The organism is Huaxiibacter chinensis, assembly GCF_022171985.1.
Lineage (GTDB): Bacteria > Pseudomonadota > Gammaproteobacteria > Enterobacterales > Enterobacteriaceae > Enterobacter > Enterobacter chinensis_A.
Genome location: NZ_JAJVHF010000006.1, coordinates 122,351 through 147,640 on the forward strand (window position 1 = coordinate 122,351; position 25,290 = coordinate 147,640).

Sequence of the window (25,290 nt, forward strand, 5' to 3'; positions counted from 1 at the left end):
CGTCCTCAGGCAACTACGCCCAGTTGTTTGCCGATGCGGGTAAAGGCTTCTACCGCACGCTCAATTTGTTCAGGCGAATGCGCCGCAGACATCTGGGTGCGAATACGCGCCTGACCTTTTGGCACCACCGGGAAGAAGAACCCGGTGACGTAAATCCCTTCTTTTTGCAGCTCGCGAGCAAATTTCTGCGCCACCACTGCATCGCCCAGCATCACCGGGATAATGGCATGATCGGCACCCGCCAGGGTGAAGCCCGCGGCACTCATTTTTTCACGGAACAGACGGGCGTTTGACCACAGACGCTCGCGCAGCTCTGCGCCGGATTCCACCATCTCCAGCACTTTGATGGAGGCGGCAACAATCGCGGGTGCCAGCGAGTTAGAGAACAGATACGGACGGGAACGCTGACGCAGCCACTCCACCACCTCTTTACGCGCCGCGGTATAGCCACCGGACGCGCCGCCGAGCGCTTTACCCAGCGTGCCGGTGATGATGTCAACACGGCCCATCACGTCACAGTATTCGTGCGAACCACGACCATTCTCGCCCACAAAGCCGACCGCGTGAGAGTCGTCGACCATCACCAGCGCATCGTATTTGTCTGCCAGGTCACACACGCCTTTCAGGTTGGCGATCACGCCGTCCATGGAGAACACGCCATCGGTGGCGATCAGCACGTGGCGGGCGCCCGCTTCACGCGCCTCCTTCAGACGTGCTTCCAGCTCGGTCATGTCGTTATTGGCATAGCGGAAGCGCTTCGCTTTGCACAGACGTACGCCGTCGATAATGGAGGCATGGTTCAGTGCGTCAGAAATGATCGCGTCTTCTGCACCCAGCAGCGTCTCAAACAGACCCCCGTTGGCGTCAAAGCAGGAGGAGTACAGAATCGCATCTTCCATGCCCAGGAAATCAGCCAGCTTTTGCTCAAGCTGCTTGTGGCTGTCCTGCGTGCCGCAGATAAAGCGCACGGAGGCCATACCAAACCCGTGGGTGTCCATGCCGTTTTTGGCGGCGGCAATCAGCTCAGGGTGATTAGCCAGACCTAAGTAGTTGTTCGCACAGAAGTTGATCACATGGCTGCCGTCGGCAACGGTGATGTCCGCCTGCTGAGCAGACGTGATAATACGCTCTTCTTTAAACAACCCTTCCGCACGTGCGGTATCGAGGTCGCTGTTTAACTGTTTGTAAAAATCACCACGCATTGCAATTCTCCAGACTCGGCAAATTTCGGCACATATTACCCAAAGCTATACGTCTATACGAGACGACGCATTATCTCTTCTCGTTTTTGCAGCATAAATCACGCGTAACCTTTTTAGACATACACAAAATCATTCACGTTGCATCAAGGCGGCAAGAGAAAAAATCCCCGGGAGCATAGATAACTATGTGACCGGGGTTTCTGAACGCCGCCAACGCCGGGGCAGCGTGAAGGATGAAGTGTATGTCGGTGAATGGCTGAAGACAGGGCATTGTGATGATATGATAAGAACATTAGCGTCCGGGATTGTGCCCGGGCTCCACACTTCAAAGGTTACAGTTATGATTATCGTTACCGGCGGCGCGGGCTTTATTGGCAGCAATATTATCAAGGCCCTCAATGATAAAGGCATCACCGATATTCTGGTGGTGGACAACCTGAAAGACGGCACCAAGTTTGTTAACCTGGTGGACCTGAACATCGCTGACTACATGGATAAAGAAGACTTCCTTATCCAGATTATGGCGGGTGAAGATTTCGGCGAGATCGAGGCTATCTTCCACGAGGGCGCGTGCTCTTCCACCACCGAGTGGGACGGCAAGTACATGATGGATAACAACTATCAGTACTCAAAAGAGATCCTGCATTTCTGCCTGGAGCGTGAAATTCCCTTCCTGTACGCCTCTTCTGCGGCGACCTACGGCGGACGCACTTCTGACTTCATTGAATCCCGTGAATATGAGCAGCCGCTGAACGTCTACGGTTACTCCAAGTTCCTGTTCGACGAATACGTCCGTCAGGTTCTGCCAGAAGCAAACTCTCAGATTGTTGGCTTCCGTTACTTCAACGTCTATGGTCCGCGCGAAGGCCACAAAGGCAGCATGGCGAGCGTGGCGTTCCACCTGAACACCCAGCTTAATAATGGCGAAAGTCCGAAACTGTTCGAAGGCAGCGACGGCTTCAAGCGTGACTTCGTCTATGTGGGCGACGTGGCGGCCGTGAACCTGTGGTTCTGGGAAAACGGCGTGTCCGGTATCTTTAACCTGGGTACCGGCCGTGCAGAGTCCTTCCAGGCCGTTGCGGATGCCGCGCTGGCATACCATAAAAAAGGCAGCCTCGAGTACATTCCGTTCCCGGAAAAACTGAAAGGCCGCTATCAGGCGTTTACCCAGGCTGACCTGACTAACCTGCGCAAAGCGGGCTATGACAAGCCGTTCAAGACCGTTGCCGAAGGCGTAACGGAATATATGGCCTGGCTGAATCGCGACGCGTAAGTATGAAAATTCTGGTGATCGGCCCGTCATGGGTGGGCGACATGATGATGTCGCAAAGTCTCTATCGCACGCTCAAGGCGCGTTATCCCCAGGCGATAATTGATGTGATGGCACCAGCCTGGTGCCGTCCGCTGTTATCGCGTATGCCGGAAGTGAACGAGGCGATCCCAATGCCGCTGGGCCATGGGGCGCTGGAAATCGGCGAACGCCGCGCGCTTGGTCATAGTCTGCGCGAAAAACGCTATGACCGCGCTTACGTCCTGCCCAACTCCTTTAAATCTGCCCTCGTGCCCTTCTTTGCGGGCGTGCCGCACCGCACCGGCTGGCGCGGGGAGATGCGCTACGGTCTACTAAACGACGCGCGCGTACTCGATAAAGACGCCTGGCCTCTGATGGTCGAGCGCTACGTGGCGCTGGCGTACGACAAAGGCGTGATGCGCAGCGCAAAAGATCTGCCGCAGCCGCTGTTGTGGCCGCAGTTACAGGTGAACGAGGGCGAGAAATCGCAGACCTGCGGTGCCTTTAATCTTTCGGCGGAACGCCCAATCGTAGGCTTTTGCCCTGGCGCGGAATTTGGCCCGGCGAAACGCTGGCCGCACTATCATTATGCGGAACTGGCGAAGCAGCTGATTGACGAAGGGTATCAAATTGTCCTGTTTGGCTCGGCGAAGGACCACGAGGCAGGGAACGAAATCCTCGCTGCGCTCAGTACCGAACAGCAGGCCTGGTGCCGTAACCTGGCAGGGGAAACCCAGCTTGAGCAGGCGGTGATTCTGTTGGCCGCCTGCAAAGCGGTGGTGACCAATGACTCGGGCCTGATGCACGTAGCCGCGGCGCTTAACCGTCCGCTGGTGGCGCTGTATGGCCCAAGCAGTCCCGACTTTACGCCGCCTCTTTCCCATAAAGCGCGCGTCATTCGGCTGATCACCGGCTATCACAAAGTGCGAAAAGGCGATGCGGCTGAAGGATATCACCAGAGCCTGATCGACATTACGCCAGAACGTGTCCTTGAAGAGCTCAACGCGCTACTGTTGAGTGAAGAAGGATAACGAATGCGGGTATTGATCGTTAAAACCTCTTCAATGGGCGATGTGTTGCATACCCTCCCGTCGTTGACGGACGCTGTGCAGGCGATTCCCGGCATCCGTTTTGACTGGGTCGTGGAAGAAGGCTTTGCGCAGATCCCGACCTGGCATGCGGCGGTAGACCGCGTGATCCCGGTTGCGATCCGTCGCTGGCGTAAAGCGTGGTTTTCCGCGCCGATTAAAGCCGAGCGCAAGGCCTTTCGTGAGGCGGTGCAGGCGCAGCGTTACGATGCGATTATCGATGCCCAGGGGCTGGTCAAAAGCGCCGCGCTGGTGACCAGACTGGCGCACGGCGTAAAGCATGGTATGGACTGGCATTCGGCCCGCGAGCCGCTGGCGAGCCTGTTCTATCATCGTCGCCATGCGATTGCAAAGCAGCAGCACGCCGTGGAGCGCACGCGTGAACTGTTCGCCAAAAGCCTGGGTTACGCCAAGCCCGCAAGTCAGGGCGATTACGCCATATCGCAGCATTTTCTGCACGATTCCCCGCAAGAAGAGACGCCTTATCTGATTTTCCTTCATGCCACCACCCGCGACGACAAGCACTGGCCGGAGTCCCACTGGCGCGAGCTGACAGGCTTACTGCGTCACGCAGGCGTTCGCATTAAGCTTCCGTGGGGTGCGCCGCATGAAGAGGCGCGGGCCAAACGTCTGGCTGAAGGGTTCGACTACGTGGAAGTATTGCCGCGCATGAAACTCGATGGCGTGGCGCGAGAATTAGCCGGCGCCACGGCGGTGGTCTCCGTTGACACCGGGTTAAGCCACCTGACGGCGGCGCTCGATCGTCCTAATATTACGCTCTATGGCCCGACGGATCCGGGTCTTATCGGCGGCTACGGAAAAAACCAATATATCTGCCGTCCGGAACATTCAACGCAGTTAGGCGACCTCAATGCCGCTGCGGTTTTTGCGCAATTAGCGCCTTTGCTGGCAGCAGAGAGAGCCTATGACTGATTTTTTCTCAGCAGAGCGCCCACCTAAGCGCGTGCTGATCATCAAGCTGCGTCATCACGGTGACGTCCTGCTTACGTCACCCGTTTTCACGGTACTGAAAAGAAACTGGCCGGATGTTGAAGTCGATGCCCTCGTGTATGACGACACGCAGGCGATGCTGACCAGCCATCCTTATATCGATCGGGTGCATACCATTGGGCGTAACTGGCGTAAACAGGGCTGGTTTGCCCAGTTCCGCCTGTATCGGGCGCTGGTGAATACCCTGAAAGCGCGAAATTATGATGTGCTGATTAACCTGACCGAGCACTGGCATGGCGCCCGTCTGGCGCGTCGACTTAAGCCTCGCGTCTCCGTGGGCTTCAAGCCGGAAAAACGCAGCGGTCTGGCGCGACGTCGCTGGGTGAAGTCCTTTACCACGCTCTATCCGGCCATTCAGGACAACAGCCGTCATATGGTTGAGGTCAATCTGGATGCGCTGCGCCGCATCGGTATCCACCCGCAAAACGTGGAAGATAAATACACGCTTTTTGTCCCGGGTGAGGAAGCAGAAGCCTCCGTCGCTGAAAAACTGGCGGCCTTCGGTGTCGCGAATAATTCATATATTCTGGTGCACCCGACTTCACGTTGGATGTTTAAGGCCTGGGATATCAAAAAGCTGGCAGCCACTATCGATAATCTGGCCTCGCGAGGCTTGCCGATCATCCTGTCCGCTGCGCCGTCAAAAGAAGAGACCGCCTACATGGATGAGCTGCGCGCGGCCCTGACCCAGCCGGTGTTTGATCTGAGCGGTCAGCTGAACCTGAAGGAGCTGGGGGCGCTGATGAAGCATGCCCGCGTCTATTTTGGCGTCGACTCCATGCCAATGCATCTGGCAAGCGCCGTCGGAACCCCCACCGTCGCCATCTTTGGCCCTACCGGCGCCATTAAGTGGGCACCGTGGGGCGTGAGATATCGCGTGATCACCGCCGGATTTACCTGTCAGCCCTGCGGCAAAGCGGGTTGTGGTGACAGTGGGGTATCGGACTGCATCACGGCGATCTCTGCCCAGCAGGTCCTGAGCGCCATTGATACTCTGCTACTGGAAAACCCGGCATGAAACTGGCGATCGTCCGACAGACCTACAACCCCAACGGCGGCGCGGAGCGCTTTGTCTCCCGTGCGCTGAACGTGCTGGCACAGGATACTTCGCTGGATGTGACGTTGATTGCCCGCCAGTGGGAAAACGCCGCCGGCTGGCAGACGTTAACGGTTAATCCGCCTTTCCGTAATCGTGTTGCGCGCGAATCCGGCTTCGCCACCGAGGCGGCTGCCCATTTTTCTCAGTTCGATATTGTGCAGAGCCACGAACGCATCCCGGGCGCGACCATTTTTCGCGCCGGCGATGGCGTCCATGCTACCTGGCTTGAACAATACAGCCGTATCCTGTCGCCGCTGGCGCGTTGGGCACAGTCACTAAGTCGTTATCATCGTTATATTTTGCAGGCTGAAGCGCAGATGTTTCAGCATCCGCAGCTTCGCAACGTCATTTGTAATTCAAGAATGGTGCGCGACGATATTGCCCGCCGTTTTGGCTTATCGGACGACAAGCTCACCGTCATCTACAACGGCGTCGATACCGGGCATTTCACCCCCGATGTAAAGGCGTTCTCACAGCGTGAGGCGCTGAATATTCCGTTGGATGCCCCCGTTTTAGCCTACGTCGGCTCCGGCTTTAGCCGCAAAGGGGTTGCCACCGCGTTGCGTGCCATCGTGCCGCATCCCGGGGTCTTTTTGCTGATCGCCGGACGCGATAAACAGGCGCGGAAATATGAAAAGCTAGCCTCCTCGCTGGGCGTTGCTTCACGCGTGCGTTTTCTTGGACCGGTTGCAGAAGTGCGTGAAGTATACGGTACCGCCGATGCGCTGATTTTACCCACGCTCTACGATCCGTTCCCGAACGTGTGTGTCGAAGCCCTGGCCTGCGGGTTGCCGCTGATGACGAGCCACGGCTGCGGCGCCGCCGAATGGATTGAAGAAGGGGTCAATGGCTGGGTGCGGGATGCTCTCGACAGCGAAGGTTATCAGCAGGTGATTACGGCGTGGCTCACAGGGCGCGAGCAGGGCACAAATTACTCAGCCGCCGCAAGGGCGACCGCTGAGCCGTACACGCTGGACAATATGGCGAAAGAGTTACAAGCGCTTTATCGCGATCTGTTGCGCTGAGCCGCATCGGAGAAGACTTTCTCCATCGCATCTAGCATACATTCACGGGTTAAATGGGCACACAGGTAGTCATACCCCTGCTGCGCCAGCGTCTCGCGTAAGGCGGTATCGTTATACAGTTTCAGTATCGCGTCCTGAAGCGCCGCCTCGTCGCGCTGGGCAATCAATATTCCCGTCTTGCCGTTAATCACTGCATCTGCCGTACCGCCCGCATCGGTCGCGATGGTCGCCACGCGCGAAGCCAGTGATTGCAGGACGCCTTGCGGCACCCCTTCCATATCATGAGATGGGCTAAGAGCAATATCGAACGCCGGGAACCACTGTTCAGGATCGCTGCGGTGCCCCGCCATCACCACGCGCTGCTGCAAGCCAAGCCCCATAATCTCCTGTTCCAGCGTCGCTTTATGCGGGCCTTCACCGACAATGACCAGTTTGATCCCGGGCTGGTCGATTTTCGCCAGCGCACGCAGCAGAACGCTGTGGCCCTTATTGGGGCGCAGATGCGACACCACGCCCAGCCAGAAATCGTCCTGTGACAAATCACACTGCGTTCTGGCCTGGTGTTTATCCGCCGGATGAAAGCGCTCCGTGTCCACGCCGCTCGGCACTGAGGTGCTCTGAGACATCGGCACGCCGATATCGGCCATCTGATGACGCAGCGCCTCACCCGTGGTCACAATGTGCGCACAGGCTTTGCGGAACAGCCAGCGCGTGGTCCAGTTGTTACGCGGTACGCCCGAGGCATGACGCGTCCGCACCAGGGGTACCGGGTCCGGGAGGGTTAAATTGGCAAGGGCCACCAGCCAGGTATCGGCAGAATTGTGACTATTTATTACATCAATAGTTTTACGATGTTCTGTCAGCCAGCGCCGCAACAATTTCAGGTTGTTCAGGTTCTTACGCTTTAACGGAAGCGTCACCACCGTCAGGCCGGCTTCCCGCGCCAGCGCGTGCAGCGGCGCCGTGTCCGGGCAGAGAATGGTCACCTGATGTCCACGATGAATCATCCCCAGGGATTCGTTGATGATGCGTAAAGGTTGTCCGCCTTTACCGCCGTCTGCTTCAGTGTGAACAATATGCATATATTTCCTGTCGTTGGACTTAACCTGCCTGAGCGAGGATTATAACCCTTGTAAATGCCGGAATGCACAAACGGATTAGTCTTGCTTACAAACTTTATCCTTCTGTAGTTATGGCATCTGTGGTAATTTTCACGGGCTTTTATTCCGTCTGGAATGACCTGGAATTTGCGAACAGCAATGTTAACTAACCGGTTAAAATACCGAAATCCTTAACCAGTACTAAAACTATGAAAAATATTCGTAACAATCTGACAGGCCTTTTAATCCTGTCGGTACTGGCTTTATGTTTTATCTGGCCAATCCCGAATGACCAACTTCCTTTCCATCGTAATGGCCTGATTTACCCAAATATTGTAGTGACGCTCGGACTCTTTTTCAGCTCACTCGCCGCACGAAGCTCGCTCAACTTAAACAAAATTAAGTTCGTTCTCATTGTGATATGGGTATTAACCTTCTTTATCCTGATCAACGGGCTATTTGTCGCCCCTGATATTAAAGAGATGGTTTCGACCTGGGACGGACAATGGCTCCGGCCGGTATTACTGTTCTGTATGGGGCTGGTGCTTGTACCGGTGATTCAGGACAAATTTCCGTCCATGTCTGCCGCCCGTTTCTTTACCCTGATCGTCCTCTTCTTCTGGGGCGTCGTGTGTATCCATTTGCTTGATACGATTTGGCTTTACTGGCGCGATGGCGTGATCCATTGGGGTGAAACGCGTATTGTCTTCAACCGTACGCGCATGAGCTTCCAGGTGAATATGATCACCGGTTTTATGCTGGCGGAACTGCTTGCACGCGGCCTGCTGCAGCAACGTTTCTTACGCCTGAAGACGCCTGTGCTGGCCTTTATGCTGCTCTGCAACCTGGTTTGCACCGCGCTGGTGGATACGCGCTGGGGCACTATCGGCCTGGTAGGGAGCCTGTTCTCCTCCTTTGTGCTGTTGAGTTTGCACAGCATGCGCCGCAGCCGCGTGCTCTTAACCGGTGGGATTCTTATCGGCATCATGGTGACCTCTGTGCTGCTGGGCTATGCCTCCTGGAAGACCGACCCGCGCTGGCAAAGCCTTGAAGACGATGCTGTTACCGGCTGGAATGCTCCCTTTACGAGCTATTGCTATAACAAAACGAACGGCATCGTTCCTTTGAACAGCCAAGGTCGCCCGATGGATCACTCCAACGGCTGTCGCGCCAGTTTCTTCCATCAGGGCTGGGCGCTGGTGGCTGAACATCCGGCAGGGATGGGTCCGCGTAAAGAAGCGTTCCGCTACGTGTTACGTCGGGATACGCAAGATAAACGTATCAATATCCCTCACAGCCACTACGGCCTGATTGAGTTTGGTATTCAAAACGGGATTGCCGGTATCGCAGGCTGGCTTATTTTGCTGGCGGGCTGCTGGTATATCGGCTGGCGTGAATTCCGCCACGGCAACACCATGGTGGGGATGTTCCTGCTGCTATTTACCGTCGGCTTCTTCTCCAGAACGCTGGTCGATCACAACCTGAAAGATCACTATCTGGAGCAGTACCTGTTCTTGACCGGACTGCTGATTGGGATGTGCGCATTGCGCCCCAGAACACCTCAGGACACACCTTCCTGATGGTTTAAACAGGATGCCGGGGGGAGTCAGCCCCGGTCACCTGTTTCCAGAGAACTCTTTTGCCTGCCGGCTGTCGAAAAGCCATCGCACGTTACAGTAAGACATTGATCGTACGTTATCGCGTAATAATACGGAGTAAGCATGTCTGGAACGCCTCAATTAAGCCTGATTGTCGCCGTCTATAATGGCGAAAATTTCCTGAGCGCTTTTTTTGACAGCATTAAAAAACAGAACCTGCCTGACCTTGAGCTTATCATTGTGAATGATGGTTCCACCGATGCATCGGCTGAAATTATTGCTCGCTATGCCGGCGAATTTGCTGATTTTAAGGTCATCGATCAGGCTAACGGTGGCGTCTCCGCCGCCCGTAATACCGGGCTTGCCGTGGCGAAAGGCGAGTATGTAGCCTTTCCCGACATTGATGATGTGATTTATCCGGGCATGTATCCGCGCTTGCTGGAAATCGCCCACGCCGGGCAATTGGATGTCGCCACCTGCAACGGGACCTATATTTACGACGACGGACGTCCTTCGAAAAAGATTTTCCCGTCTGACAAGCTTGCGTCAACCGGCGTGCTCGATGGCCCAACCTGGCTGCAAATGGCGCTGGAGTCGCGTAAGTTTCTTCATGTCACCTGGCTGAATATCTATCGCCACGCCTTTATCAAAGAGCAGGGCTTTACCTTTGAACACGGCCTGCGTCATCAGGATATTCCCTGGACAACGGAAGTGCTGCTCACGGCCAAACGCGTGCAGTACATCGATGAAGTCTATTACGACTACCTGATCCACTCGGCATCGGTCTCTCATACGCCGGGCACCGACGATACGCGTATGCGCTCTTCACGCCACTATATGAAGATCCTGGAAATGCTCGATGCCATCAATAATCGGCATCCTGAACAGGTCAAGCGCGTGCCAGCCTGCCACTGGCAAATTGCGAAAGAAGGGCTGGGCATTCTGCACAGCATCAACAATATCGATGATATGGCGAAGAAACGTGAAATCACCCGCGAGCTTTTCGAGCGCGGTATCTGGCGCATGATCTGGCAAAACGCCCGTGGTTTTCGTCAGCGCTGGCGTCTTGGACGTCGTTACTTCCGTCTTAAAAAAATTCTCGGCTAACGGATATTATGAGCAAACTCAAATTACACGCGGTTTCTCGCGCGGACTTCATCGCTAAAAACTATGCAGATTTCCAGACGCTGCTGGATAACCGAGTTAATCCGGACAGCATCCCTGAACGCTTTTATTGTGGCGGCCGTGGCGGCTGGACTTTCCAGACTACGCTTGCGCTAAAGCACTATTACGGCGACGAGATCGAATGCTCGTTTGGTTCTGAATGCCGGGCGGATGCCATCAATCTGATGCATAACGACGACTTCGGCTCGCGCGTGAAACCCTGGCGCGGCGTTACGGTGGTGGCGCGTGCCGATCGTCCACCGGTGGTCGGCGCGGATGTTGTGGTGGATCAGAACCCGGAAGTCGATGGTCACAGTAACCGCATATTTGTGCCGTACTGGCCACAGCCGGGCGTCAAACCGCGTCAGCGTACCGATGAAACCGTCAAGACCGTCGCCTTTTTTGGCCGCGTTGACAGCTTCCCGGACGAGTATCGTGACGGCAATTTCAAACAACGTCTTGCCGAACAGGGCATCGAACTGCGTATCTCCTTTGATAACTGGACGAACTACCAGGACGTGGACGTTTGTATCAGCTTCCGCAAATCACATGACCACAAGTTAGCCCGCAAGCCCGCCAGTAAGCTGATTAATAACTGGCTCGGTAAAACCGTCATGGTCTGTGATGATGAGCCGTCTTACCGCGCGATTCGTGAAAGCGAACTGGATTACCTGATCGCTAAAAACCCTGACGAAGCCTTCGAGGCGATCATGAAGCTCAAAAATACCCCTGAGCTTTATCGTCAGATGCGCGAGCAGGGAGATAAACGTTTACAGGTCTACTCCCGCGAAGCGGTTGCCGCGCGCTGGTTTAACCTGTTTGAGGAGACCTGGCGTAAAGGATTGCATAATCGCCCAACATGGGTTCGCGCACTGCGCTTTGGCTTTGGCAAAGCCATTCGTCCGCTGACTAAAAAGTTCTGACCGGGATTGAGTTCTTTCATGTTCAAAACATCTACACGTTCTTCACTCACCATGCGCAGCAACCTGTTGCGTACACTGGGGCTGACGCTGGCTTTTCTGCTGCTGTTTTCGCTATCCGAAATCATCATTCTGTTAAAAGACCACGTGTATCAGCCAAAAGCGGGCGATATTTCGCTTTATCTCATCATTTCGCTGCTTGCTGCGGTCAGTGCACGCTTTTTCCTGACGCGCCTGCTGCTGGCGGTGACATTCATCGTCCAGATCTCTGAAGCCGTCTATTACCAGTTTTATGGGCAATTTTACGGTCCCAGTGAAGTCTGGCTGGCCTTTGTCGAAACGAAAGATATTGCCAGCGGCATCACCGACAGCCTCGGATCGCTTGGCATCTATTTCGCCATCATGGCCGTTGCGGTTATTTTTGCCCTGGTCTTTACGCGCCGCCTGGCTCCCCTGTGGCATAAATGGCTGGCGCTGCCGTGCCTGCTTGCCATCGTGGTCATGTTTGCCGGGCAGTTCTATAAAGCGATTGACGGGCAAATGTACAAGTTCAACCCGGATCTGCGTCATTCCCTGCTACGTAATGGTCTCTCGGCGATGAGCTTTAGCGCGATCCGTTTGATTCCGGAAGCGCTGTCTGGCGAAAACCAGAGCGTCACCCATTACGATCCATACAAGGTCACGCCGATTGAAGGCACACACGCGGGTAAATACTCCATCATTCTGGCCATCGGCGAGAGCCTGAACCCGCATCATGTGAGTGCGCTGGGCTACGAGCGCGACACGACGCCAGAGCTGAAAGCGCTGCTGAAACAGTATCAGGGAACCGGTCGTCTGATCGTCTCTAATGCCGTCTCCACGCGCGTGGCGATTCCTATGCTGGTCAACAACCTGCGTGAGCCTGATAACTACGGCGCCTACAAATCAAAATCGACCAATATTTTTGCCAACGCGAAAAAGCACGGTTACCAGACGGCCTTTATCTCGGCCCAGGGTCTGGAAGGACTGAGTAACTGGATTGGCATCCACGATATCGATCTGTGGGAAGACACGCAGATTCGTCCGGCTCCGGATGTCGGTGCCGACGTGGTGCTGACCCCCTCTGTCGAAAAAGCGACCCTGGACTGGAACAAACCGTTCCTGATGGTGCTGAACAGCCGCGCGCCGCATATCCCTTACGAACGCAACATCCCGCAGGGTTTTGCCAAATTCTCTACGCCGCGCCTGAACGATGACGTTGCGCAGAAGAAAAACGAGTATGACGATGCGGTTCGCCTGTACGACAAAGAGCTGGCCTCGGCGATTCGCACGGCGATGGCTAAATCGGCACTGCCTGTCCTGGTCTTTATCACTTCCGACCATGGCGAACGCGTGGGTGACGGCGGGCTGTTTGGCCATTCAGTTGTCGAGATGCCGATTGCTCAGGTACCGTTCTTGTACTTCAGCAACGATCCCGCCTACTCCATGCAGGCGATAGGCCCGCAGGTCCCGCTTAACCATTATCAGGTGGCGACCTTAATCAATAAAATGCTGGGCTATACGGTCAGTAATCCCAACCAGAAAGATGACAGCTTCTTCATCACCGGGGGCGACATTCGGGGCCTTTCGGAGCGAGTCACCTATCATCTGAACGCGCTTCCTGAAGCAGAGCGTTAATCCAGAAGACATTGAACGGGCAAGCAATTGCCCGTTTTTTTATCCGCAAATGCCTGTAACACCGTCAAATGGACAAGCAAAAGCGCCAAAGAGATAGCTTTAGACGGCCTAAATGCTTAGAATTTGCCCGCCGAAACTAAAAAACGGATAATCGCTTGGAATTGTTGTATACCGCTCTGCTCTACATCATTCAGCCACTGGTGTGGCTGCGACTATTGCTTCGTAGCCGTAAAGCGCCTGCGTACCGAAAACGCTGGGCCGAACGTTATGGCTATTGCCGCAATAAGGTGGCGCCGGACGGTATTCTGCTGCACTCCGTATCTGTCGGCGAAACGCTGGCGGCCATCCCGCTGGTTCGCGCCTTGCGCCATCGCTATCCTTCGCTTCCGATCACCGTGACCACCATGACGCCTACCGGGTCGGAACGCGCGATGTCGGCCTTTGGCAAAGACGTCCATCACGTTTATCTGCCTTACGACCTGCCCTGCGCCATGAACCGTTTCCTCAACACCGTGCGACCCAAGCTGGTGATTGTGATGGAAACCGAACTGTGGCCGAACATGATTTCTGCACTGCATGCCCGCAAAATCCCGCTGGTCGTGGCCAATGCCCGTCTTTCAGAACGTTCAGCGAAGGGTTACGGAAAGCTCGGGAAATTTATGCGCCGTCTGCTGAGTAAAATTACGCTGATTGCCGCGCAAAACGACGAAGATGCCGCGCGCTTCCTTTCCCTGGGCCTAAAGCGTAACCAGCTTGCCGTTACCGGCAGCCTCAAATTTGATATTTCAGTGACGCCAGAGCTGGCGGCACGCGCGATCACGTTACGCCGCCAGTGGGCGCCGCGTCGTCAGGTCTGGATTGCCACCAGCACCCACGATGGCGAAGAAGAGATCATCCTGCAGGCGCACCGTCGCTTGCTGGAGAAATTCCCGGACTTACTGCTGATTCTGGTTCCACGCCATCCGGAGCGCTTCAAAGACGCACGGGAACTGGTGCAAAAAGGGGGATTCAGCTTCACCCTGCGCAGCACCGGCGAAATCCCGTCTAACAGCACCCAGGTGGTGATTGGCGATACCATGGGTGAATTGATGCTGCTTTACGGCATTGCCGATCTGGCCTTCGTCGGCGGAAGCCTTGTCGAACGGGGCGGACATAACCCACTGGAACCTGCCGCTCATGCGATTCCGGTTCTGATGGGCCCGCACATCTTTAACTTCAAAGATATCTGCGCGAAATTGCAGCAGGCCGATGGCCTGATTACCGTTACCGATGCGGACTCTGTCGTGAAAGAGGTTTCCACCCTGCTGACCGACGAAGATTACCGCCTGTGGTACGGCCGCCATGCGGTTGAAGTGCTGCATCAGAATCAGGGCGCTTTAACGCGCTTACTGGAACTTCTGCAACCTTATCTGCCTCAGCGGAGCCATTAATGCCACTGCGCCTGTCGGTCGTGATGATCGCCAAAAACGCTGCCGACCTGCTGCCTGACTGTCTGGCTTCTGTCGCCTGGGCCGACGAAATTGTGCTGCTTGATTCCGGCAGCGAGGACGCAACCCCCGACGTCGCCCGTGCGGCAGGTGTAAAGGTTTATACCAATACGGACTGGCAGGGTTACGGCATTCAGCGTCAGCGCGCGCAGGCGTATGCAACCGGCGATTACGTGTTGATGATTGATACAGACGAACGCATCACGCCGGAACTCAGGCAATCCATTCAAAACGTGCTTCACGCGCCCGCCCCCGGTGCGGTTTACAGTATCGCCCGTCGTAACTATTTTCTGGGCCGCTTTATGCGTCACAGCGGCTGGTACCCCGATCGTGTCACGCGCCTTTATGCGCGTACGGACTATCAGTACAACGATAACCGGGTGCATGAATCGCTGGCCTGCGACCATGCGCAGGTGGTTGCCTTACGCGGGGATTTGCTCCACCTGACCTGTCGCGATTTCGCCAGCTTCCAGCAAAAGCAGCTGAACTATGCCACCGCCTGGGCACAGGAACGGCATCAGCGCGGCAAGAAGACCAGCCTGACGGGGATCTTTACCCATACGCTTGGCGCGTTCCTGAAAACATTGCTTTTACGGGGTGGCGTGCTGGACGGTAAGCAGGGCTGGTTACTGGCAGTGGTGAATGCGCAGTATACTTTCAATAAATACACCGAGCTGTGGGCGCTAAACCGCGGCTATTCAGAGAAAGCGTAAACGATGAGCACAAAAGCGATTTATCCGGGCACGTTTGATCCCATCACCAACGGCCACGTCGATATCATCACCCGCGCGGCAAGCATGTTTGGTACCGTCATCCTGGCCATTGCCGCCAGCCCCAGCAAAAAACCGATGTTTGACCTCGACGAGCGCGTTGCGCTGGCCAGGGAGGCGATTGCCCATTTGCCAAACGTCGAAGTGGTCGGGTTTAGCGATCTGATGGCGAACTTCGCCCGTGCGCAGCAGGCGAATATCCTGATACGCGGCTTACGGGCGGTTGCAGACTTTGAATACGAGATGCAGCTGGCCCATATGAATCGTCATCTGATGCCAGAACTGGAAAGCGTCTTTCTGATGCCGTCGAAAGAGTGGTCGTTTATCTCTTCCACGCTGGTCAAGGAAGTGGCGCGTCACCAGGGTGACGTCACGCACTTCCTGCCTGCAAACGTGCACAAGGCGCTGATGGCAAAGCTGAAATAGCTTATTTCTGACACTGGCGGCAATAGAAGGTGGCGCGCTGCGCGTGCTTCGTCGCCACAATCGGTGTGCCGCAGACTCTGCACGGCTCGCCTTTACGCCCATAGACCTGTAGTTCCTGCGCAAAATAACCTGGCTTACCGTCACTTTGCAGGAAGTCTTTCAGCGTCGTGCCACCCTGCTCAATCGAGCGCTGCAACACCGCCTTAATGACCTTGACCAGCAATTCGCACTCGGCGTCCGACAGGGAAAGCGCAAGCCGATCGGGATGGATCCCGGCGGCAAACAGCGATTCGCTGGCGTAGATATTCCCTACGCCCACCACCAGCTTGTTATCCATCAGCCAGGGTTTGATCGCCGTTTTCTTCTTCGCGCACTGTGCTTTCAGGTAGGTGGCGTCAAACGCCTCGCTTAGCGGCTCTGGCCCAAGATGGGCCAGCACGTTATGGCCGGCAAGCTCTTTAGTCCATAACCACGCGCCAAAGCGGCGAGGATCCGTATAACGCAGCACTTTGCCGTTGCTCAGCACTAAATCCACGTGGTCGTGTTTTGCCGCAGGCAACTCTTCCGTCAGGATGCGCAGGCTGCCGGACATCCCCAGGTGGATGATAATCCAGCCGTCAGGCAGCTCCAGCAGCAGGTATTTGGCGCGACGCTGTACGCTCAGCACCGGTTTATCGCTTAATGCATGTATCTCATCAGAAACGGGCCAACGGAGACGGCCGTTACGCACAATGGCATGCAGAATCGTTGCGCCGACCAGATGCGGCTCGATACCGCGGCGGCTGGTCTCTACCTCAGGTAATTCAGGCATGTTTCCTCCTTTGAGATACATAGAATGCAAAAAACCCGGCCGAAGCCGGGTTTTTCATACAAAGGAAACCAAAATTATTTGATTTTAGCTTCTTTGTACAGTACGTGCTGGCGTACAACTGGATCGAATTTTTTCAGTTCCAGTTTTTCCGGCTTAGTACGTTTGTTCTTCGTGGTGGTGTAGAAGTGACCTGTACCAGCAGAAGAAACCAGCTTGATTTTCTCACGAATACCTTTAGCCATGATCTATTTCCTCTTTAAGTACTTAGTACTTTTCGCCACGGGCACGCAGTTCGGACAGAACTGTATCGATGCCTTTCTTATCAATTACACGCATACCTTTAGCAGATACACGCAGGGTGACAAAACGCTTCTCGCTCTCAACCCAAAAACGGTGAGAGTGCAGGTTCGGCAGGAAACGGCGTTTAGTCGCGTTCAGTGCGTGGGAACGGTTGTTACCGGTCACCGGACGCTTGCCAGTAACTTGGCAGACTCGGGACATGTCTATTCTCCAAAAATCAAATTAGCTCGAGCTTCGTATGGGGTATCGGCGCCTCGTCAGGCTTTACAGCCCGGTCATCGCATAGTTCTAAGTGAACTCTCGATTGCCAGGCCCAAATGCCAAACCCGAGATTCTCAAAGGTGGCGTAGTATACGCTGACTCGGCGATGTGCTCAAGTCCCGAACAGACAAAGATCCCAATGGATCGCGAGAACGGGGTTAAATCCAACCCCGCTCTGCAAAAGAGACGTACTCTCCACGGCCAATTATCAGATGGTCTAAGACACGAATATCCATGAATTGACAGCATTTAATAATACGATCGGTGATCTGTCTGTCGGCTTTACTCGGTTCGGCACAGCCCGAGGGGTGATTATGCGCGAGGATCACCGCCGCTGCATTCACTTTTATCGCTTCTCGCACAATTTCTCGCGGATGTACCTCAACATGACTCAGTGTTCCCGAAAAAAGACGGCTGTGTTTGAGCACATGATTTTTATTATCCAGAAAGATCACCATAAAGATCTCGCGTTCCGCATCCGAAAGCTGGCTTTGCAGAAAATCACGCGTCATTTGGGGGCTGAGCAGCAATGACTCCTCCTGCATACGCACGTTGTAAAATCGCCGTGCCAGCTCTGCAATCCCCTTAAGCTGGGCGAATTTGGCTAAGCCGATGCCCTCAACGTGCTTAAATTCCGCGTGCTCCGCGGTGAGCAGGCCGTACAACGAGCCGAAATGATGTAGCAGCTCCTGCGACAGCATATACACGCTCTTTCCCGGTATGCCTGTCCGTAAAAACAGCGCCAGTAACTCGGTATCCGTCAGTGATGTGATGCCGTGATTGAGCATCTTTTCACGCGGCAATAGTGGCAATGTCGTATCCATGTCCCTCTCCTTTTGCCGCCACTTTGCCATAGCCCTTTCAGCCCTTCGACGGACCCGTTTTCTTCTTGCGTAGCGCCTCGCAAAGTGGAACGCGTACAAAATCACGTCGCTTTTCTTATTGTGATAAAATGCCCCTCTCTGGTGAACCCCAACAGGAAAGAATCAACATGAGCCTGGCCGGTAAAAAAATCGTACTTGGCGTCAGCGGCGGAATCGCTGCGTATAAAGCGCCAGAACTGGTGCGTCGCTTGCGCGACCGTGGCGCAGACGTGCGCGTCGCGATCACAGAAGGGGGCAAAGCCTTTATCACCCCTTTAAGCCTGCAAGCCGTATCAGGATACCCGGTTTCGGATAGCCTGCTCGACCCGGCTGCAGAAGCGGCCATGGGCCATATTGAACTGGGCAAATGGGCAGACCTCGTTATCCTTGCCCCCGCTACCGCCGATTTAATCGCCCGCGTCGCGGCTGGCATGGCAAACGACCTGGTCTCAACCATTTGTCTGGCCACGCCTGCGCCCGTTGCCGTGGTGCCCGCCATGAACCAGCAGATGTACCGTAACGCGGCGACCCAGCACAATCTCGCGACGCTGGCCTCGCGTGGCATGTTGATTTGGGGCCCGGACAGCGGCAGCCAGGCCTGTGGCGATGTCGGCCCTGGCCGTATGCTCGATCCCCTGACGATTGTCGATATGGCCGTCGCGCATTTCTCGCCTGTCAACGATCTGCAACATCTCAACATCATGATTACGGCGGGCCCCACGCGTGAGCCGCTGGATCCGGTGCGCTATATCACCAACCACAGTTCGGGCAAGATGGGCTTTGCGATTGCTGCCGCAGCGGCTAAACGCGGGGCAAACGTCACGCTGGTGAGCGGCCCGGTCTCGTTACCGACGCCGCCGTCTGTGCAGCGTATTGATGTTACCACCGCACTGGAAATGGACGCTGCGGTGCAGGCGCATGCACAGAATCAGCAGATTTTTATCGGTTGTGCCGCCGTCGCAGATTACCGTGCCGGGACAATTTCGCAGGACAAAATTAAAAAGCAAGGCGATGAATTAACACTAAAAATGGTGAAGAACCCCGATATCGTTGCAGGGGTCGCCGCATTAAAAGAGCATCGACCTTACGTTGTTGGGTTTGCCGCCGAAACGAATAATGTGGAAGAATATGCCCGGCAAAAACGTAGCCGCAAAAACCTCGATTTGATTTGCGCGAACGACGTATCGCTGGCCACACAAGGTTTTAACAGCGACAGCAACGCATTGCACCTTTTCTGGCAGGATGGAGATAAACGCTTACCGCTTGAGCGTAAGGAACTCCTGGGCCAACAATTACTGGACGAGATCGTTACCCGTTATGATGAAAAAAATCGACGTTAAGATTCTGGACCCGCGTGTAGGTACGCAATTTCCCCTGCCAACCTACGCCACCTCCGGCTCTGCCGGTCTTGACCTGCGCGCCTGTCTCGATGACGCCGTAGAGCTGGCGCCGGGTGTCACCACCCTGGTGCCAACTGGCCTTGCCATTCACATTGCAGACCCGTCACTGGCGGCGGTGATTCTGCCGCGTTCGGGTCTGGGCCATAAGCATGGCGTGGTACTGGGTAACCTGGTCGGCCTGATCGACTCTGATTACCAGGGCCAACTGATGGTTTCCGTCTGGAACCGTGGTCAGGACAGCTTCACGATTGAACCGGGCGAGCGTATCGCACAGATGGTCTTTGTACCCGTGGTACAGGCAGAATTTAACCTGGTGGCAGACTTCGACGCCACCGATCGTGGCGAGGGCGGCTTCGGCCATTCCGGGCGCAAATAAGCCCGTTAAGACGTCTTACACAGCGTATTAATGCAATAACATACCGCAAACACCTGTTTGCGGTCGCTGTGTGGATGCCAGCCTGACAGGCGCTTATTTTCAGGGGTATTTTGTAACATGGCAGAAAAACAAACCGCGAAACGGAATCGTCGCGAAGAAATACTTCAATCTCTGGCACTGATGCTTGAATCCAGTGATGGTAGCCAACGCATCACCACCGCTAAACTTGCCGCCTCTGTTGGGGTTTCTGAAGCGGCGCTGTATCGCCATTTCCCGAGCAAAACGCGGATGTTTGATAGCCTCATTGAGTTTATCGAAGATAGCCTGATTACCCGTATCAACCTCATTCTGAAAGACGAGAAAGATACCACCGCCCGATTACGGCTAATTGTTTTGCTGATTCTGGGTTTTGGTGAACGCAATCCGGGCCTTACGCGGATCATGACGGGCCATGCGCTGATGTTCGAACAGGACAAGCTGCAGGGGCGTATCAACCAGCTTTTCGAACGTATCGAAGCGCAGTTACGTCAGGTTCTGCGTGAAAAGAAAATGCGCGAAGGAGAAGGCTACGTCACGGACGAAAATCTGCTGGCGGGGCAACTACTGGCCTTTTGCGAAGGGATGCTCTCACGCTTTGTGCGCAGCGACTTTAAATATCGCCCTACGGACGATTTTGATACCCGCTGGCCGCTGGTGGCCGCGCAGTTGCAATAACCGTGTTGCCGGAGGGTGGACGTCCCCCTCTCCGGCTTACACGTCAGGCAGGCCCGGCAAGCATAGCGTCGCCGGGCAGCATGCTTAAACGCCGAATGCTTCCCGATACTCACGCACCGACGCCAGATGATCCGCCATCTCAGGCTTCTCTTCCAGGTAAGCAATCAAATCCTTCAGCGTGATGATAGAGATCACGTTGCAGCCATAATCACGTTCCACTTCCTGAATGGCCGAGATATCGCCGCGCCCGCGCTCCTGGCGGTCAAGCGAGATCAGTACGCCCGCCAGCGTCGCATTCTGCGCCTGGATAATCTCCATCGACTCACGGATCGCCGTCCCGGCAGTAATGACATCATCTACCAGCATCACGCGCCCCTGCAACGGGCTCCCGACCAGATTACCGCCTTCGCCATGCGTCTTGGCTTCTTTGCGGTTAAAGCAATAAGGGACATCGCGATCGTGATGCTCCGCCAGCGCCACCGCAGTGGTCGTGGCAATCGGAATGCCTTTATAGGCCGGGCCAAACAGCAGATCGAAATCAATCCCGGAATCCGCCAGCGCTTCGGCGTAAAAACGGCCTAACAGTGCCAGGTCGCGCCCGGTGTTAAACAGGCCGGCGTTGAAGAAATAGGGGCTTTTGCGCCCAGATTTCAGCGTAAATTCGCCAAACTTAAGGACCTGCTTGTTAAGCGCAAACTCAATAAACTGGCGCTGATACGGTTTCATGGATTTGCTCCTTCAGACTTTTTACGGACAAAAAAAAGAGCGACAACGTCGCTCTTAAAATTAATTTTCTAACGCCGCTTTCTGAGTCGTGACAATGGATTCGATTCCCCCTCGGGCTAACGCCAGCAGGGTAAGAAGCTCTTCATGGGTAAACGGCTCGCCTTCTGCGGTGCCCTGTACCTCGATGATGCGGCCATCTTCGGTCATCACCACGTTCATGTCGGTTTCCGCTGCGGAATCTTCAACGTATTCCAGATCGCAAAGCGCTTCGCCATTGACGATGCCCACGGATACCGCAGCCACCATGCCTTTCATCGGGTTCTTTTTCAGCTTACCGGCGGCAACCAGTTTGTTCAGCGCATCGGCCAGCGCCACACAGGCACCGGTAATTGACGCCGTACGCGTGCCGCCATCGGCCTGAATCACGTCACAGTCGAGCGTAATGGTGAATTCACCCAGGGTTTTCAGATCGACCGCGGCACGCAGCGCACGCGCGATCAGTCGCTGGATTTCCATGGTACGGCCACCCTGTTTACCCTTCGCCGCTTCACGGGCGTTACGGGTATGGGTCGCACGCGGAAGCATGCCATATTCAGCGGTGATCCAGCCTTGCCCCTGGCCTTTCAGGAAGCGCGGCACGCCTTCTTCAATCGATGCGGTGCACAGCACTTTGGTGTCACCAAATGCAACAAGCACGGAACCCTCAGCGTGTTTTGTATAGTTACGGGTCAGGGTGACGGGGCGCACCTGATTGGCGCTACGGCCTGATGGACGCATGGTGTTATCTCCGGCTTGAAACGAATGTGGCTGCGCATTATACGGATTAAACGCGCTTATTCCTATCCTGACAAAGCCCCGAAAGCTATAATCCCCCCATCTCTCCTTCAAAAACGGGAATGTCTATGATTCGCAGTATGACCGCCTACGCCCGGCGTGAAATCAAGGGTAGCTGGGGTAGCGCTACCTGGGAAATGCGCTCGGTAAACCAGCGCTATCTGGAAACCTATTTCCGTATGCCGGAGCAATTCCGCAGCCTGGAGCCCGTCGTACGTGAGCGAATTCGTGCGCGCCTGACGCGTGGCAAGGTCGAGTGCAACCTGCGCTTTGAACCTGATGCGAGCGCACAAGGTGAACTGATCCTTAACGAAAAGCTGGCTAAACAGCTGGTCAACGCGGCGAACTGGGTCAAAATGCAGAGCGATGAAGGGGAAATTAATCCTGTCGACATTCTGCGCTGGCCGGGCGTAATGGCCGCCGGCGAGCAGGATCTGGATGCGATTACCGCTGAAATCCTCGGTGCGCTTGACGGCGCGCTGGACGACTTTATCGTGGCCCGCGAAACCGAAGGTCAGGCGCTTAAAACGATGATTGAACAGCGTCTGGAAGGCGTCAGCGTTGAGGTACAGAAAGTGCGCGCGCATATGCCAGAAGTGCTGCAATGGCAGCGCGAACGTCTGGTCGCCAAACTGGAAGAAGCCGAAGTGCAGCTGGAAAACACGCGTCTTGAGCAAGAACTGGTCCTTATGGCCCAGCGCGTTGACGTGGCCGAAGAGCTTGATCGCCTCGAAGCGCATGTAAAAGAGACGTACAACATTCTGAAGAAAAAGGAAGCCGTTGGCCGCCGTCTGGACTTTATGATGCAGGAGTTCAACCGCGAATCGAATACGCTGGCGTCAAAATCCATTAACTCTGACGTGACGAATTCCGCGATTGAGCTGAAAGTGCTTATCGAACAGATGCGTGAGCAGATTCAGAATATCGAGTAACCGTTACGTTTTCTTAATGCGTAAAGTCTTATCGGTTAACAAGGTCATAATTCATTATGACCTTTTATTTTTTACATTTATTCACCATTGAAGGTTCTCCTTAAGCCCTCTTTGCCCATCTCAGCCCAGGAATTTCTTTAGATTATTTGATACACTGCGCTTCGCCTTCCCTATCCAAAATGTTTAATGTCCAGGAAACATAATGGCAAACATCAACTTATCACTTGAGGAATCCCGAAGCCTCCCGGTTGATCGTGAGTTCCGGCAGGACATTAACCTGCTGCGTGGAATTGCCATTCTCTCTGTCGTGTTTTATCACTTTGCCGCCACGCTGCTCCCGGGCGGGTTTGTCGGCGTCGATGTCTTTTTTGTGATATCCGGCTTCCTGATGACCAAAATTATCGCCACGGCACTGGATAAGCGAACCTTCAGTTTCTTTACCTTTTATGCGGCACGCTGTAAACGGATTATTCCGGCACTATTAGTTATGTGCCTAATATTATCCGCTGCAACCTATTTCTGGTTACCCACCAGTGAATATAAAAAACTGGGTAATTACGTTGGCTACGCCGCTTTATTTATTTCCAATCTCAAATTGAACAAAGAATCGGGAGATTATTTCGCTACCGACTCTCACGAAAATTGGTTCCTGCACACCTGGTCTCTGTCCGTCGAATGGCAGTTTTATCTGGTATTACCCTTCATTATGATGGCCTTATATCCCCTCAGGAAACGGGTGGATATGGGATTGTGCCTGTTAATACTGGCTGTGGGTTCGTTATGGTTTAGTTTAACCAGCGCCACGGTAGATGCTTCTACACGCTTTTATCTCATGCCGTATCGTGCCTGGGAGATGCTCTGTGGCGGGGTCGTCTGGTACGCCGCAAAGCGCTTTACTCCGCCGATGTCCCTGCGTCCCCTTGCGGCGATCGCGGGATATTCGCTGATTCTTCTGTCTCTGCTGTTTATCCATGCTGAAGATGCCTGGCCTGGCCTGCTGACAGTGATCCCGGTAACGGGGGCAATGCTTGTGATCTTCAGCCATTATTCCCCGCTGGTGAACGTGATTGACCGCAACTTCCGCTGGGTCGGGCTAAGTTCCTATTCTGTATATTTATGGCACTGGCCCATTGCCGTCTTTTTAGTGTATGCCGGCCATCAGCATGACGTTTTATGGGTGTTTAGCGCTATCGCGCTCTCATTCGTTGCCGGGTGGTTATCCTGGGTGCTGGTTGAACAACCGGCAAAAGAGTTTTTAAATCAGCGCTCGGCCGTGGCGTTTTGGTCGGTCCTGTTTGGTTTTATCGGTATTGCCTGGGTATTTAGCTATCTGGTCAAAAATGAATATCTTGTCAGCCGCCCCGATCCCATGGTCGATAAAATCGCTGCGCAAGCGCATAACAAGAACTTTGCCGTCGACCCTAAAACGCATTTAAGTTATTACGGTACCGGCGAGCCTGCCGCCATTATTATTGGCGACAGCCATGCAGAGGCCACGGCCACCGCGCTCGCAGAAGCGGCCAGGGAGTCTGGTTCCGTTATTGGCATAACCTACTCAGGCTGCCCTACGCTTGCCAATGCCGAGCTGACGGAGCATAACCGTTGCGGGAAATTTAACCGTTCACTGACTAACAAACTGCGTGAATACCCGGCGAATGTCCCGGTGGTCATTGTGAATCGCCTGACGCACTACGCTGAAAATAAACAGGTTATCTTTAAATCGGCTGCTCAGAATGCAGGCTCTTATCAGACACAGTATGCTGATTCTATTGTGGAGATGGCTTGCACGCTTAACCGCGATCACCCTGTTTATCTGGTCCATCCCGTTCCTGAAATGGGCGAAAACGTGCCACGGACTTTGTCTCACCGCCTGATGACCCAGGGAACTGCCCAGGATATTTCTTTGCCGCTAACGGTGTATCAGCAACGAAACCGCATGGTGATTGATGCGCAAAATCGGGCTGCACAACAGTGTGGCGTGAAGGTTCTCGCCCCAGATGATTATCTTTGTACGTCAGGTCGCTGCATGGGGAGCCATAACCTACAGCCCCTCTATTTTGACGATAATCATCTCAGCGAGACGGGGAACAAATGGCTCGTACCCATGTTCCAGACCATCTTTAACAAACACTGACTCAATACATGAGTAAATCTAATGGCTGATTTAGTTTATTAGCCACCATGAGCAGCAATAAGCGCAAACATGAATAAGAAAAACTAAGGGTAACAACCTCGC

General features: G+C 54.6%; 25 protein-coding genes. 17 read left to right on the top strand and 8 right to left on the bottom strand.

Features of this window, described 5'->3' with window-relative positions; genetic code table 11:
• Positions 1 to 5 precede the first annotated feature (5 nt).
• Positions 6 to 1,202: a glycine C-acetyltransferase gene (gene kbl, locus LZP96_RS15265; RefSeq protein WP_064324309.1), complete on the bottom strand. Its 1,197-nt coding sequence runs from the start codon at positions 1,200 to 1,202 to the stop codon at positions 6 to 8.
• A gap of 340 nt (positions 1,203 to 1,542) precedes the next feature.
• On the opposite strand from kbl, the gene rfaD reads away from it, so the two are divergent.
• Genes rfaD through LZP96_RS15290 form a run of 5 tightly spaced genes read left to right on the top strand, consistent with a single transcriptional unit; the run spans position 1,543 to position 6,716 of the window.
• Positions 1,543 to 2,475: an ADP-glyceromanno-heptose 6-epimerase gene (gene rfaD / locus LZP96_RS15270; RefSeq protein ID WP_064324308.1), complete on the top strand. Its 933-nt coding sequence runs from the start codon at positions 1,543 to 1,545 to the stop codon at positions 2,473 to 2,475.
• 2 nt (positions 2,476 to 2,477) lie between these two features.
• Entirely contained in the window at positions 2,478 to 3,524 is a 1,047-nt protein-coding gene (gene rfaF, locus LZP96_RS15275) for an ADP-heptose--LPS heptosyltransferase RfaF (RefSeq protein WP_064324307.1), read from the top strand.
• Positions 3,525 to 3,527: 3 nt separating this feature from the next.
• The gene (rfaC, locus tag LZP96_RS15280) at positions 3,528 to 4,514 is read left to right on the top strand and encodes a lipopolysaccharide heptosyltransferase RfaC (RefSeq protein ID WP_064324306.1); all 987 of its coding nucleotides are present in this window, start codon (positions 3,528 to 3,530) and stop codon (positions 4,512 to 4,514) included.
• On the top strand, positions 4,507 to 5,610 hold the full coding sequence (gene rfaQ, locus LZP96_RS15285) for a putative lipopolysaccharide heptosyltransferase III (RefSeq protein WP_064324305.1): 1,104 nt from the start codon (positions 4,507 to 4,509) through the stop codon (positions 5,608 to 5,610). Before rfaC ends, rfaQ begins: the two co-directional genes overlap by 8 nt.
• A complete protein-coding gene (locus tag LZP96_RS15290; RefSeq protein ID WP_064324304.1) occupies positions 5,607 to 6,716 on the top strand; it encodes a glycosyltransferase family 4 protein in 1,110 nt (369 codons plus the stop codon). The genes rfaQ and LZP96_RS15290 overlap by 4 nt, the downstream gene beginning before the upstream one ends.
• Here the strand turns inward: LZP96_RS15290 and LZP96_RS15295 are convergent.
• The gene (locus LZP96_RS15295; RefSeq protein ID WP_064324303.1) at positions 6,695 to 7,798 is read right to left on the bottom strand and encodes a glycosyltransferase family 4 protein; all 1,104 of its coding nucleotides are present in this window, start codon (positions 7,796 to 7,798) and stop codon (positions 6,695 to 6,697) included. The two genes, LZP96_RS15290 and LZP96_RS15295, sit on opposite strands and share 22 nt — an antisense overlap.
• Positions 7,799 to 8,025: 227 nt before the next feature.
• On the opposite strand from LZP96_RS15295, the gene LZP96_RS15300 reads away from it, so the two are divergent.
• The 7 genes from LZP96_RS15300 to coaD all read left to right on the top strand — a co-directional run bounded on the left by LZP96_RS15300 (position 8,026) and on the right by coaD (position 15,837).
• The gene (locus LZP96_RS15300; RefSeq protein WP_258926153.1) at positions 8,026 to 9,396 is read left to right on the top strand and encodes an O-antigen ligase family protein; all 1,371 of its coding nucleotides are present in this window, start codon (positions 8,026 to 8,028) and stop codon (positions 9,394 to 9,396) included.
• 141 nt (positions 9,397 to 9,537) lie between these two features.
• Complete coding sequence (locus tag LZP96_RS15305; protein ID WP_064324301.1) at positions 9,538 to 10,521, top strand: glycosyltransferase; 984 nt, start codon at positions 9,538 to 9,540, stop codon at positions 10,519 to 10,521.
• Between the two features lie 8 nt (positions 10,522 to 10,529).
• Positions 10,530 to 11,501: a glycosyltransferase family protein gene (locus LZP96_RS15310; protein WP_064324300.1), complete on the top strand. Its 972-nt coding sequence runs from the start codon at positions 10,530 to 10,532 to the stop codon at positions 11,499 to 11,501.
• 18 nt (positions 11,502 to 11,519) lie between these two features.
• Positions 11,520 to 13,154 carry a sulfatase-like hydrolase/transferase gene (locus tag LZP96_RS15315; RefSeq protein ID WP_258926154.1) on the top strand — a complete coding sequence of 545 codons (1,635 nt, stop codon included), beginning with the start codon at positions 11,520 to 11,522 and terminating at the stop codon, positions 13,152 to 13,154.
• Between the two features lie 155 nt (positions 13,155 to 13,309).
• Positions 13,310 to 14,584: a lipid IV(A) 3-deoxy-D-manno-octulosonic acid transferase gene (gene waaA / locus LZP96_RS15320; RefSeq protein WP_064324298.1), complete on the top strand. Its 1,275-nt coding sequence runs from the start codon at positions 13,310 to 13,312 to the stop codon at positions 14,582 to 14,584.
• The gene (locus LZP96_RS15325; protein WP_064324297.1) at positions 14,584 to 15,354 is read left to right on the top strand and encodes a glycosyltransferase family 2 protein; all 771 of its coding nucleotides are present in this window, start codon (positions 14,584 to 14,586) and stop codon (positions 15,352 to 15,354) included. Before waaA ends, LZP96_RS15325 begins: the two co-directional genes overlap by 1 nt.
• A gap of 3 nt (positions 15,355 to 15,357) precedes the next feature.
• Complete coding sequence (gene coaD, locus LZP96_RS15330) at positions 15,358 to 15,837, top strand: pantetheine-phosphate adenylyltransferase (RefSeq protein WP_064324296.1); 480 nt, start codon at positions 15,358 to 15,360, stop codon at positions 15,835 to 15,837.
• Position 15,838: 1 nt separating this feature from the next.
• Here the strand turns inward: coaD and mutM are convergent, their stop codons facing one another.
• The 4 genes from mutM to radC all read right to left on the bottom strand — a co-directional run bounded on the left by mutM (position 15,839) and on the right by radC (position 18,033).
• Positions 15,839 to 16,648: a bifunctional DNA-formamidopyrimidine glycosylase/DNA-(apurinic or apyrimidinic site) lyase gene (mutM, locus tag LZP96_RS15335; protein ID WP_064324295.1), complete on the bottom strand. Its 810-nt coding sequence runs from the start codon at positions 16,646 to 16,648 to the stop codon at positions 15,839 to 15,841.
• 74 nt (positions 16,649 to 16,722) lie between these two features.
• Positions 16,723 to 16,890, bottom strand: coding sequence for a 50S ribosomal protein L33 (rpmG, locus tag LZP96_RS15340; protein WP_003024094.1), 168 nt, complete (start codon positions 16,888 to 16,890; stop codon positions 16,723 to 16,725).
• Positions 16,891 to 16,912: 22 nt separating this feature from the next.
• Positions 16,913 to 17,149, bottom strand: coding sequence for a 50S ribosomal protein L28 (gene rpmB / locus LZP96_RS15345; RefSeq protein WP_002436699.1), 237 nt, complete (start codon positions 17,147 to 17,149; stop codon positions 16,913 to 16,915).
• 218 nt (positions 17,150 to 17,367) lie between these two features.
• Positions 17,368 to 18,033, bottom strand: coding sequence for a RadC family protein (radC, locus tag LZP96_RS15350; protein ID WP_064324294.1), 666 nt, complete (start codon positions 18,031 to 18,033; stop codon positions 17,368 to 17,370).
• A 167-nt stretch (positions 18,034 to 18,200) separates the two neighbouring features.
• Between radC and coaBC the strand changes: the two genes are divergently transcribed.
• The 3 genes from coaBC to slmA all read left to right on the top strand — a co-directional run bounded on the left by coaBC (position 18,201) and on the right by slmA (position 20,562).
• Entirely contained in the window at positions 18,201 to 19,412 is a 1,212-nt protein-coding gene (gene coaBC / locus LZP96_RS15355) for a bifunctional phosphopantothenoylcysteine decarboxylase/phosphopantothenate--cysteine ligase CoaBC (protein ID WP_258926155.1), read from the top strand.
• Positions 19,390 to 19,848 carry a dUTP diphosphatase gene (dut, locus tag LZP96_RS15360; RefSeq protein ID WP_230353121.1) on the top strand — a complete coding sequence of 153 codons (459 nt, stop codon included), beginning with the start codon at positions 19,390 to 19,392 and terminating at the stop codon, positions 19,846 to 19,848. Before coaBC ends, dut begins: the two co-directional genes overlap by 23 nt.
• 117 nt (positions 19,849 to 19,965) lie before the next feature.
• Entirely contained in the window at positions 19,966 to 20,562 is a 597-nt protein-coding gene (gene slmA, locus LZP96_RS15365) for a nucleoid occlusion factor SlmA (RefSeq protein ID WP_064324291.1), read from the top strand.
• An 84-nt stretch (positions 20,563 to 20,646) separates the two neighbouring features.
• On the opposite strand, the gene pyrE is transcribed toward slmA, so the two are convergent.
• A complete protein-coding gene (pyrE, locus tag LZP96_RS15370; RefSeq protein ID WP_258926156.1) occupies positions 20,647 to 21,288 on the bottom strand; it encodes an orotate phosphoribosyltransferase in 642 nt (213 codons plus the stop codon).
• A gap of 60 nt (positions 21,289 to 21,348) precedes the next feature.
• On the bottom strand, positions 21,349 to 22,065 hold the full coding sequence (rph, locus tag LZP96_RS15375) for a ribonuclease PH (RefSeq protein WP_064324289.1): 717 nt from the start codon (positions 22,063 to 22,065) through the stop codon (positions 21,349 to 21,351).
• A gap of 125 nt (positions 22,066 to 22,190) precedes the next feature.
• Here rph and LZP96_RS15380 point away from each other — a divergent pair, with 125 nt between their 5' ends.
• On the top strand, positions 22,191 to 23,054 hold the full coding sequence (locus tag LZP96_RS15380; protein ID WP_064324288.1) for a YicC/YloC family endoribonuclease: 864 nt from the start codon (positions 22,191 to 22,193) through the stop codon (positions 23,052 to 23,054).
• A 202-nt stretch (positions 23,055 to 23,256) separates the two neighbouring features.
• Positions 23,257 to 25,188 carry an acyltransferase family protein gene (locus LZP96_RS15385; protein WP_258926157.1) on the top strand — a complete coding sequence of 644 codons (1,932 nt, stop codon included), beginning with the start codon at positions 23,257 to 23,259 and terminating at the stop codon, positions 25,186 to 25,188.
• The last annotated feature ends 102 nt before the right edge of the window (positions 25,189 to 25,290 follow it).